This window comes from Streptomyces sp. NPDC005574 (assembly GCF_040605435.1).
Lineage (GTDB): Bacteria > Actinomycetota > Actinomycetes > Streptomycetales > Streptomycetaceae > Streptomyces.
On the sequence record NZ_JBEXCW010000162.1, the window covers coordinates 1 to 10,212 of the forward strand.

The following is a 10,212-nucleotide window of genomic DNA, read 5'->3' on the forward strand; positions in this document are numbered from 1 at the left end:
TCAGCCCCCAGCAGTGAAGTTGACTCCTACCACCGGCCTACGACCAACCCGGCCTACCGTCAACCCACACCGCCACCGGATTTAACGAACTACCGGTAACTGCCAGAAGAATCTCCGGTCGTGTCCGAGAATGCGGCGCCGGCTGACTCCCCGCAGAAGTAGCCGCGGGCCAAGACCACCGCACGGGCCAGGGCCGCCGCACGGGACGGTTCGGCACACCACGACCAGTCTCTTGCACCACGACGAACGCGGGGACCTGCACCGGGTCGTGCCGCCTGAGCGGCCCGTTGACGCCGTCCTGCACCCTGATGAAGGCGGCCAGCAGCGGAGCCGCGGCAGCGGCCAGGGCGATCAGCGCGGCGACGGGCTGCCGCCAGCCGAAGCCCATCTCCGCGATGCGGTCCGTGGCGCCCTCGGCGTCGATCGCGGCGGCGGACAGCAGCGCGAGGCCGTCAACGAGGGTGGCGGGGCCGGCCCACGCCTTGCCGTTCACCAGGATGGCGAAGAGTAGTCCGGTCAGCGCGACCGCCCCAGCGGTGAGGACCGCCAGCCGGCGCTCGCCCTTGCCCGACAAGGGCACGGGCGGCTCGAGCGCCCCGCAGCGCCGATCCGCGATGTGCCCAAGGGCAGCGCCAGCCACAGGTCCAAGTCCGCTCCGCATCTCACGTCGGCCGCAGCGGGCGGGATGAGCGCGCAGGAATTGTCGTGTGCCCTGCCGATCACGTCGTGTCAGCGGCACCCCGCCGCGCGGTCCACTGATGGTGTCCCGCTGACCTGGCGGGGACCAAGCTCGCCGCACTCCCAAGGACGGTCTTCCATGACCCGATCACTCCTGCCCGCTCACCGGCTCCGCTGGGGCGCCGCCGCGTGGATCCTGGGCGTGCTGCAGTACTTCGTCTGCCAGGTCGTGGTCGCTGCCCAGTGGAAGACCTCCTACAGCTGGACGCGTAACTTCCTCAGCGATCTGGGCAACACCAGCTGCGGAACGTTCACCCCGCCGCACGGGCAGGCGGCGTACGTGTGCTCACCGGCGCACACCACGATGAACGTGTCGTTCATCGCCTGCGGGCTCCTGGCCGCCGCGGGGATGGTGCTGCTGCGCCCGCTGTGGGCCCAGCAGCGCACTGTCACTGTCGCCTTCTGGCTGTGGATCGTCTCGGCGGCCGGAAAAGTCCTGGTGGGTCTGGTTCCGGAGAACACCGACGTGGCCCTGCACACCCTGGGCGCACTGAACATGCCGCTGGGCGGGCTGGCCGTGCTCCTGCTCAGCCGCCGCGCCGCCGGACTGGTCCAGCCCTGGCGGCGGGTCGGCCTCGCGCTGGGCCGCATAGGACTGATCGGCGCCACCTTGACGATCACCGGACAGTTCACCACGCACCTGCCGTGGGGCGCCGGCTTGTCCGAGCGCCTGGCCTCCTACCCCGCCAACGCCTGGATGCTGCTCATCGCCGCTCTCGCCCTGAGCCGCGCACACGCCGCGGGCCCCGACTCCGCGTCCGCGCAGCCCACCGCGCACCACAGCTTCCACTGACCGCAGTTCGCCGGCCGCCCCGGCTGCTGGCCGCCGCGCTCTGCGGCGCCCGGACCAACCCGTCGCCCCGTCTCCGAAAGCAGGCCGATCCCCTTGCTGTACCGCTACGGCACCTTCATCCACCGACGCGCCAGACTCGTCCTCGTCCTGGCAGCGCTAGCTCTCGCAGTGTGCACCGCCGTGGGCATCGGCGCGTTCGGACAGCTCAAGGGCGGCGGCTTCAACGACCCCGACGCCGAGGCCACCCGAGCCGAACACGTCATCGACACCCAGTTCGGCGGCCGCAGCAACCTGGTGTTCCTGCTGCACGCCACCACCGGATCCGTCGACGCCCCCGCCGCGGCCCAGGCCGGCCGCGCCCTGACCCAGCGCCTGAACCACGAACCCGACGTGGACACGGTCGTGTCCTACTGGACGGCCAAGGCCCCGGCCCTGCGCTCCCACGACAGCACCCAGGCCATGATCGCCGTGCACGTCACCGGCGACGACGACCAGTCGACCACCCGCGCCAAAGCACTGATCTCCCGCTACGCCGTCACCAACAGCGCCGCCACGATCCAAGCCGGAGGCAGCGCCGCGGCCTCGGTAGACATCAACGACCAGGTCACCACCAGCCTGCTGCGCGCCGAGGCCATCGCCGTCCCGCTCACCACGCTCCTGCTCCTGCTGGTCTTCGGCAGCCTGGTCGCCGCCCTCCTGCCACTCCTGGTCGGCACCATAGCGATCATGGGAACGTTCGCCGAACTATTCGTGGTTGGCTCGGTGACCGACGTGTCGGTGTTCTCCATCAACATGACCACCGCCCTGGGCCTCGGCCTGGGCATCGACTACTCGCTGCTGCTCATCAGCCGCTTCCGCGAACACCTGGCACAGGGCCAGCCGGTCCCCGGAGCCGTCGCCGCCACCGTCGCCAGCGCCGGACGCACCGTACTGTTCGCCGCCGCCACCGTCGCCGCGGCCCTCACCGCGCTGCTGGTCTTCCCGCAGTACTTCCTGCGCTCCTTCGCCTACGCCGGCATCGGCGTCGTCCTCATCTCCGCCGCCAGCGCCCTGCTGGTCCTGCCCGCCCTGCTCTCCGTCCTGGGCGCGAAGGTCAACAGCGGCAGGATCCCGTGGTCGGCCGCCGCCACCCGCGGCGGCGAGTCCCGCATCTGGCGCCACATCACCACCGCTGTGCAGCGCCGCCCCGCCCGGTACGCGGTCCCCGCCCTCCTGCTCCTGCTGTTCCTGGCCGTCCCCCTCACCGACGCCCAACTGGGCACCCCCGACCAGGGCGTACTGCCCAAGAACACCGCCAGCCGGCAGGTCAGCGACCACCTCACGGCCGACTTCAGCGGCCAGGGCGACCAGATCGACGTGGTCACCACCGCCGCCGTGCCGCCCGCCGCACTGAGCCAGTACGCCCGGAGCCTGTCCCGACTGCCGGGGGTGGCCGCTGTGGACAGCAGCGCCGGAAGCTACCGCCGCGGGGCACCCACCACCGCCTCCCTGGACCCCGCCACCCTGGGGCGCCCACACGCCCAGCGGATCGTGCTCTCCACCAACCTGACCACCAAGTCCGCGACGGCCCAGGACCTGGTGGCGAAGGTGCGCGCCGTGCCCTCCCCGGCCGCGGTCCAGGCCCTGGTCGGCGGCCCGGACGCCGACCTGGTCGACACCAGCTCCTCCATCGGCAACCGCCTGCCCTACGCCGCCCTGATCATCATCGCCAGCACCCTGCTGCTGCTGTTCGCGTTCACCGGCAGCCTGCTCCAGCCGGTGCGGGCCCTGCTGTTCAACGCGCTGACCCTCTCGGCGACCGCCGGCGTACTGGTGTGGATGTTCCAGGACGGCCACGGAAGCGGCGCGCTGTCGTTCACCGCACGCCCCATGGACATGTCGATGCTGATCCTGTTCCTGTGCATCGCCTTCGGGCTGTCCATGGACTACGAGGTCTTCCTGATCAGCCGGATCAAGGAACTGCACGACCGCGGGATGCCCACCGCCGACGCTGTCACCACTGGCCTGGCCCGCACCGGCCGGATCGTCTCCGCGGCCGCGGCCCTGCTGGCCGTCAGCCTCCTGGCCTTCGCCGCCGGGACCGTGAGCTTCCTGCAGATGTTCGGCATCGGCAGCGGACTGGCCATCGTGCTGGACGCCACGCTGGTGCGCGCCGTGCTGCTGCCGGCCTTCATGCGGGCCTTCGGCGAAGCCAACTGGTACTGCCCGGCTCCGCTGCGCCGGCTCCACCGGCGTATCGCCCTCGCCGAAGCCTGACCACCGGCCAGCCCCTGCAGCCCAAAGACCCATATCCGTACCAGAAGAAGGGGAACCCCCGTGCCTGACGTACTGGAAGTGACCACCCTCAAGCCCGCGCCCGGACTGACCGTCCAGGACTTCATCACCGCCAACGCCGACATCAACGACTACCTCCAGAAGCAACCCGGCTTCCAATGGCGGCGCATCGCCCAGACCCAGGACGGCACCATCATCGACATCGTCGCCTACGACAGCATGCCCCACGCCCGCGCCGGCGCCGCCGGAATCACCGGCGTCATGGGCCACTCGCCCGTCCACGCGACCATCGACCACAGCAGCGTCGACTGGCAGCTCACCGACGTCCTGCAACACGTCGAGAAACCCCACGCCGCCCGCTGAGGCCACCACTTCGGGTCCTGCGCGCCGCGCACCCGAGCACCTGAGGCCGGCGCTCGCGCAGCCCCACGAGGCAGCCGCCTCCCGCCGCACCCGGCACCGTTCCGCGACCACGTACCGCATCTCTGGAGAACCTCATGACCACGTCCACCCCTTCCCCCCGCAAGATCGTCCTGGTGACCGGGGCATCCAGTGGTATCGGCGAGGCCACCGCCCGCCACCTCGCCGCCGCCGGACACCACGTCGTTCTCGGCGCCCGCCGCGTGGACCGCCTCGCCCTGCTCGTCAAGGAGCTCACCGAGGCCGGGCACAGCGCCGAGTACGCCGAACTCGACGTCACCCGCCTCGACAGCGTCACCGCTTTCGCCGACAGCGCCCTGACCCGCCACGGCCGCATCGACGTCCTGATCAACAACGCCGGCGTGATGCCGTTGTCACCGCTGGACGCTCTCCATGTCCAGGAGTGGAACCAGATGATCGACGTGAACCTGCGCGGAGTCCTGCACGGCATCGCCGCCGTCCTGCCCGCCATGCGCGAACGCGGCGCGGGCCACATCATCAACATCGCCTCCACCGCCGCCTACCGCGTCGACCCCACCGCCGCGGTCTACTGCGCCACCAAGTTCGCCGTGCGCGCCCTGTCCGAAGGCCTGCGCCAGGAGAACACCGCCGTGCGCGTCACGGTCGTGAGCCCCGGCTTCACCCAGTCCGAACTCGCCGACCAGGGCGGCGACGCCCAAGCCCAGAGCGCCGCGCGCGCCGCCACCGAACAGATCGGCCTGCCCGCCTCCGCCATCGCCCAGGCCATCGGCTACGCCATCGCGCAGCCCGACGCCGTCGACGTCAGCGAAATCGTCGTGCGCCCCACCGTCCAGAACTGACCCACCCCTCACCGTCGTGACCAAGCGGCCCGCTTCGCCGGGCCGCGCCTTGGAGAACCGTGCACATCCCTGCCAGCGACCAGACGTTCACCCTGACCATCGACGGCCTGCCCGTGGAGGGCGCCTCCACCTTCGACGTCACCAACCCCTCCACCGGTCAGATACTGACCGCCGCCCCGCAATGCTCCGACGAGCAGCTCGACCAGGCCGTCGCCGCCGCCCGCGGTGCCTTCCCCGCCTGGGCCGCCCTGCCCGTCGAACGGCGCCGCCAGTACCTGCGGACGATGGCCGACACCATCGACACCCACACCGAGATGCTCGCCGATCTGGTCGTCCAGGAGCAGGGCAAGCCCCGCAGCATTGCCCGCGCCGAGGTCGCCGGCCTGGGCTACTGGCTGCGCGCCACCGCCGACATCGCCTTGGCGGACACGGTCAACCAGGACGATGAGGAACGACGGTCGATCACCCGGCACGTGCCGCTGGGGGTCGTGGCAGCCATCACCCCCTGGAATTACCCCCTCGGGCAGGCATCGTTCAAGCTCGGGCCGGCCCTGCTGGCCGGCAACACCGTCGTCCTCAAGCCCTCGGCGTTCACCCCGCTGGCCAACCTCAAGCTCGGCGAGATCCTGCGTGACGTACTGCCCGCCGGCGTCTTGAACGTGATCACCGGAACCGGCGGCCTGGGCTCGCGCCTCACCAGCCACCCCGGCTTCAACAAGATCAGCTTCACCGGATCCACCCAGACCGGACGCACCGTCATGGCCAGCGCCGCCGCCACCCTGGCCCGAGTCACCCTGGAGCTCGGCGGCAACGACGCCGCGATCGTGCTGCCGGACGTGGACGTTAAGCAGGTCGCCGCCCAGCTGTTCTGGGCCGCCTTCGCCAACAGCGGCCAGATCTGCCTGGCCACCAAGCGCCTGTACGTGCACGCCGACATCTACGACGACCTGGCCCGCGAACTGGCCGAACTCGCCGCCGCCGTCACGTTGGGCGACCCCGCCCAGGACGACAGCGTCGAGCTGGGGCCGGTCTCCAACCGCCGCCAGTACCAGACGGTCCTGGACTTGCTGAACGACTGCCGCGACCAGGGGTACACATTCCTCTGCGGCGGCCTACCCGACCCCGAGACGGCCGGCTACTTCATTCGGCCCACCCTGATCGACAACCCCCCGGACAGCGCGCGCATCGTCCGCGAGGAGCAGTTCGGGCCGGTCCTGCCGCTCCTGAAGTACACCGCCATCACCGACGCGATCGCCCGCGCCAACAGCAGCGAATACGGCCTGGGCGCCTCCGTCTGGGGCGCCGACACCGAAGCCGCCCACCAAGTAGCACAGCAGCTGCAGGCCGGGACCGTGTGGGTCAACGAGTCGATGCACCTGCACCCCCAGGTCCCCTTCGGCGGCCACAAGCAGTCCGGCATCGGCGTCGAAAGCGGCCTCGCCGGCCTCCTTGCCTTCACCAACACCCAGACCCTGACCATCAAGCACCCCCAGCCGACGGCATAGACACCCCGCGCGGACCACACCGCTGCCGCAAGCCGACGGCGATGTGGTCCGCAACCAGCACACTCGCCCCCACGACACACCACCCCCGCAGCGCACCCGGTCATCAACCCCCGGCTCAGCCGGGCCGGGCATCCCCGCGCAGGGTGCCCCACACACACAGAACGCATCTGCCCTCGCAGCCCGTCCCGCTCGATGACGTAGGTCATCTTCCTGACCAAGCGGGACGGGCGGCGACACTGCACAACAACCCCTGACCAGCCGACAGTGCTGGAGTGCGGAGATAACCGTGGACTACGTGCTCGACAGTGAACTTGCCGCCGTTGCACCCTTCATCCCCCGGATCGACCTCGCTGACGTGACGGCAGCACGCGCACTGGCCCGTCAGTTCTCCAGCCCGGTCGCACCCTACGAGCCCACCCGCCCGCTCACCGTCCAGGACGTCTCGATCCCCGGCGAGCCGGGAGCGCCACACGTGCGCGGACGCACCTACCTGCCCGCCGGCCGCCCCGGGCCAATTCCGGGGCTGATGTATCTGCAAGGTGGCGCGTTCGTTCTCGGTGACCTGGACAGTGGCGATGACACCGCACGCCGGATCGCCGACCAGACCGGGACCGCCGTGTTGAACGTGCGGTACCGCCTTGCCCCGGAAGACCCCTACCCCGCGGCCCTCGACGACTGTTACGCGGCCCTGCGATGGATGGCAGGCAGCATGGGCCGAGAGCACGGCATCGACGCAAACCGGATCGGGGTGCTAGGCGAGAGTTCGGGCGGCGGCCTGGCCGCAGCGCTCTGCCTTCGCGCCAGAGACCACGGCGGCCCGGCCCTGGCCGCGCAGTTCCTGGACGCCCCCACCGTGGACGACCGTCTGCAGACGCACTCCATGCGCCACCTCCCCGACACACCCACCTGGCAGGCATCGAACTCGCCCTACAGCTGGCAGTACTACCTCGGCGCTACCGTCCAACCGGGAGCCGCCGGCGTGTCCCTGTACGCCGCCCCCGGTCGTGCCCAGGTCGCCGACGTGGCCGCACTTCCTCCCGCCTACGTCACCGCCTACCAGGTCGACCCCACCCGTGATGAAGGGCTGGATTACGCCCGCCTGCTGATCCAGGCCGGCGTTCCGACCGAACTGCGTCACTACAGCGGAGCATTCCACGTGGCCCACGCCGTCCCCGGAACTGCCATCGGTACCCGCATGACCGCCGAACGGATGGACGCCATCCGCCGACTGCTCCACCTCCCCAAGCCTCCGGCCTGACAGCAGCAGCGCACCAGCCGCCTCACCTGAGCCTCGTACCGCGGGACTGGCTGAGACAGATGCAGGGTCATTGCATGATCGAGATCTGTCTGGGTTCGTCACGTGAGTCCGAGGGTTCGTAGGGGCCGGTGGTAGTCGCGGCCGGTGTGGCGGAGGGCGGCGGCGATGACATAGTCCGCAGGGGGAGCGGCCTTGAATCCCAGTGCCTACACGCACTCCAGTGCGATGCGGCAAGCCCCAGACAGCGAAGGACCCCGAGCTGCGATGTGCCGGTTTGGTGTCAGTGGGTGGGTGTCAGTGACGGTATGTCAGGTCGGGATGTTTTTGCTGGTCGGGCGTTCGTGAAGGACAGCGTCAGTGCCATGGGGCGGTATCTGCAACGGGCACCGCTGTCATGGGGCGGTACACCCTTCCCTGTTCCGCTGTCATGGGAACGGCACTTCTGATCCTTCGGGGGCCGGGCGGCGGCACGGTGGTCGGCGTCGGGTTCGCGCGTCGGGAGGGTGTGGGGTGGGGGAGCCGGGCGTGTGGGGTGAGGTGACGGCGGGGCTGATGGTGTCCAGGCCGGTGCTGGTCGCGCGGCTGCTCGAGCTCGAGGCGGCCGGGGCGTTGACCACGGCGCACGTGCGTGCGGGCGCGCAGGTCGGTGGGGTGAACGTGCGCACGGTGTGGCGCTGGCTGGACGCGGCGCGGACGGAAGGCCGTGTGGAGCGCAGGCCGCGGGCCCGGCTGGAGTTGTCCGACCAGGCGTGGGAGGTGCTGGCGCAGGCGGGCGGGAACGTGTCGGTGCTGCACCGGCATCTGAAGGATGCCGGTGGAGAGGTGCCGTCGCTGGCGTCGCTGTACCGGGTGGTGCGCCGGGACCTGGAGGCCGGCAGGGTCTTGCCGGACCGCGTGGTGGTGCGGCGGGAGCGGGAGGAGCAGCGGACACGGCAGGCCCTGGCTGACCTTGCACTGGCCGGGACGCGTGAGGGCGGCGCGGCGAAGACGGTTGTGCGCCGGCCGCCGCACCCCGCGCCGGTGCCGGCGTTCGCGGTCCTGCCGTCGGGGGAGAGTGGTCCGGTGGCGGGTGTGGCGTTGCCGGCGGGAGCGCAGCTGGTGGGGACGTCGTCGGTGCGGGCGGTGGCCGAGGCGGTCGGGCAGGCGATGGCGGCGGAGGGCGCGGTGTGTGTGTTCGGCGACCCGGGCCGGGGCAAGACCGCGGCCGTGCGGATGGCGCTCCACGATGTGCCGGCGGGCTGGAAGGTGACGTGGGTGCCGGTGCCGGTGCGCCCGTCGGTGTCCGGCATGAGGCGGGCGGTGTTCGATGCTCTGGGGCTGCCGGGCCGTTTCCCGCACACGCCGGCGCGGGCCGACGCCGTAGTCGCGGGGGCTTTGGGTGAGGCGCGGGTGCTGGTGGTCGATGAGGCGCAGCGCCTGCCTGTGCCGTGCCTGGAGTACCTGCAGAGCCTGTGGGACGACCCCGGCACGAGGATCACGCTGGTGCTGTGCGGGTCGGGCAGCGAGCGGGCGCTGGCCCGGCTGCCGCAGCTGGCATCAAGGGTCGGCGGGTGGCAGGAGGTTCCGCGCTTGGCCGCAGCGGAAGTGGCGGCCGTGGTGACCGGCTTCCATCCGCTGTGGCGTACCGTCGCGGCCCCGGATCTGGCGTGGATCGACCGGTCGTGCGCCCACGGCACGTTCCGCCTGTGGGCGGCTCTGACTGCCCACCTGCAGAACGCGCTGCTCACCACCGCTGACGCAGCCATCGACCGGGCTTTGCTGGGACGGCTGTTCAGGAGGGTCGCGCCGCCGCTGTGAACCAAGCGCTCTGCAAGAGGCGGGAGGCGATTGCAGGCGCTCAGCACCCGGCCCGGCACGTACACGACGTCCCACCGTGCGAGGGGAACTGACATGGAGGACGGTGACGCCGTCCGCGCAGGCGGCGGGTTGCCTGCGGCGTCGAGGACGGCACTGCGTGGTCCGGCGGTTCGGCGGCTGCTCGTTCTGCGGGCGGGGAAGAAGCTGACAGCGGGTCATGTACGGGTGGCTGCAGACGCGTTGGGGGTGGCGGAGCGCACGGTGTGGCGGTGGCTGGCCGCGGCTGAGGGTGATGAGGCCGCGGCCGCCAGCCCTGGTGCCCCGCCCCGGGCCGGTGCGACGTTCACGATCACGCCTGAAGTCCGTGCGCTGTTGGCGCTGTGGAAGGGGAACGTGCGGGCCGTCCATCGCGAACTGGTCCTCCGCGCGGCCCGGAAGTCTCCGCCTGCAGACGCACCGTCGCTGACGACGCTGCACCGTGCGATCCGCCGGGATCTGACGCCGGGGGAGCGGGCCGGGCTCGCGGGAGGGGAGCGGGCGGCGCGCCAGCATGATGTGTTCCTGGCCCGGCCGCGGGGCTGGCGTAACAAGGTGTGGGAGACCGAC

General features: G+C 71.1%; 8 protein-coding genes and 1 pseudogene. 8 read left to right on the top strand and 1 reads right to left on the bottom strand.

Annotated features, from left to right (window positions below; all coding sequences use genetic code 11):
• Positions 1 to 241: 241 nt before the first annotated feature.
• Positions 242 to 565: pseudogene (locus ABZT03_RS41425) on the bottom strand (hypothetical protein); the annotation flags it as partial.
• A 252-nt stretch (positions 566 to 817) separates the two neighbouring features.
• Between ABZT03_RS41425 and ABZT03_RS41430 the strand changes: the two are divergent.
• From ABZT03_RS41430 to ABZT03_RS41465, 8 genes are all read left to right on the top strand, one after another.
• Positions 818 to 1,531 carry a DUF998 domain-containing protein gene (locus ABZT03_RS41430; RefSeq protein WP_356048994.1) on the top strand — a complete coding sequence of 238 codons (714 nt, stop codon included), beginning with the start codon at positions 818 to 820 and terminating at the stop codon, positions 1,529 to 1,531.
• A 93-nt stretch (positions 1,532 to 1,624) separates the two neighbouring features.
• Positions 1,625 to 3,787 carry an MMPL family transporter gene (locus tag ABZT03_RS41435; RefSeq protein ID WP_356048996.1) on the top strand — a complete coding sequence of 721 codons (2,163 nt, stop codon included), beginning with the start codon at positions 1,625 to 1,627 and terminating at the stop codon, positions 3,785 to 3,787.
• Between the two features lie 60 nt (positions 3,788 to 3,847).
• On the top strand, positions 3,848 to 4,168 hold the full coding sequence (locus ABZT03_RS41440; RefSeq protein WP_356048998.1) for a hypothetical protein: 321 nt from the start codon (positions 3,848 to 3,850) through the stop codon (positions 4,166 to 4,168).
• Positions 4,169 to 4,302: 134 nt separating this feature from the next.
• The gene (locus ABZT03_RS41445; RefSeq protein ID WP_356049006.1) at positions 4,303 to 5,046 is read left to right on the top strand and encodes an SDR family oxidoreductase; all 744 of its coding nucleotides are present in this window, start codon (positions 4,303 to 4,305) and stop codon (positions 5,044 to 5,046) included.
• A 59-nt stretch (positions 5,047 to 5,105) separates the two neighbouring features.
• Positions 5,106 to 6,551, top strand: coding sequence for an aldehyde dehydrogenase family protein (locus ABZT03_RS41450; RefSeq protein WP_356049013.1), 1,446 nt, complete (start codon positions 5,106 to 5,108; stop codon positions 6,549 to 6,551).
• A 286-nt stretch (positions 6,552 to 6,837) separates the two neighbouring features.
• Positions 6,838 to 7,809, top strand: a complete 972-nt coding sequence (locus ABZT03_RS41455) for an alpha/beta hydrolase (RefSeq protein WP_356049015.1) — start codon at positions 6,838 to 6,840, stop codon at positions 7,807 to 7,809.
• Between the two features lie 525 nt (positions 7,810 to 8,334).
• Positions 8,335 to 9,606: an ATP-binding protein gene (locus ABZT03_RS41460; RefSeq protein WP_356049017.1), complete on the top strand. Its 1,272-nt coding sequence runs from the start codon at positions 8,335 to 8,337 to the stop codon at positions 9,604 to 9,606.
• Between the two features lie 93 nt (positions 9,607 to 9,699).
• Positions 9,700 to 10,212: helix-turn-helix domain-containing protein (locus tag ABZT03_RS41465; RefSeq protein WP_356049030.1), on the top strand; the 513-nt coding region annotated here is incomplete at its 3' end.